Source organism: Paraburkholderia mimosarum LMG 23256 = NBRC 106338, assembly GCF_000739815.1.
GTDB lineage: Bacteria > Pseudomonadota > Gammaproteobacteria > Burkholderiales > Burkholderiaceae > Paraburkholderia > Paraburkholderia mimosarum.
Map to the genome: position 1 here is coordinate 1 of NZ_BBJJ01000335.1, position 913 is coordinate 913.

Here is a 913-nt window from a genome sequence, read left to right on the forward strand (position 1 = left end):
GATGGAAATGCGTCGAGATTCCCAGCGCGACTGCGCCGATCAAGAGACCTGCGGCGAGATTGCCGATCGGGCCGCCGCGACGATCGACTCGCTTCGCCCACCAGAGCAATGCGATGGTGGCGAAGAAGTACGGCACGGCCGACATCCAGCCGGTCTGCGTCACGCTCATTCCATGACTTCTCAGCATCTGGGGCAGCCAGATACCGATGCCGTAAGAGCCCATCGTGAAGCCGAAAGAAATCATCGCCAGAATGTAGGTGCGCACGTCCTTCAACGCCGCGACGAAATCTTTCTTTTTCTGACTCGACGCGCCTTCCCGATCGGTTACGCTTTGCAGCGCTTGCCGTTCGTCATGGGACAACCAGGTCGCGTCGGCAGGCTTGTCCGCCAGCATCTTGAGCACCAGGAAACCGAGCACGCACGCGGGCAATCCCTGAACGATGAACATCCACCGCCAGCCCGCCAGTCCCAGAACGCCGTCCATGTGGAGCAGCCACGCCGAGAGCGGCCCGCCCACCAGCGAGGACAGCGGCGTGGAGACGGTGAACCATGCGAGCACGCGTGTGCGATAGCCAGCCGGAAACCAGACCGCGAGGAAGAAGATCACGCCCGGAAAGAAACCGGCCTCGCCGATGCCCAGCAGCAGCCGGATCGCATAAAAGCTCTTCGGGCCCACGGCCAGCGCTGTTGCCGCTGCGAAGAAACCCCACGTGATCATGATTCGCGCGAGCCAGCGCCGCGCGCCGAAGCGGTACAACGCCAGGTTGCTCGGAACCTCGAACACGCAGTACCCGGCGAACATGATGCCCGCCCCCCAGCCGAACTGTGTGGCGGTCAAACCAAGATCGCGATTCATCGTCAACGCCGCGAAACCGACGCTCGTGCGATCCAGGTAGTTGAAGAAGTACGCAAG

At 62.3% G+C, this 913-nt stretch carries 1 protein-coding gene; it reads right to left on the reverse strand.

Annotated elements, in window-relative coordinates; all coding sequences use genetic code 11:
• Positions 1-913: MFS transporter (locus tag BMI01S_RS37745; RefSeq protein ID WP_042293598.1), on the reverse strand; the 913-nt coding region annotated here is incomplete at both ends.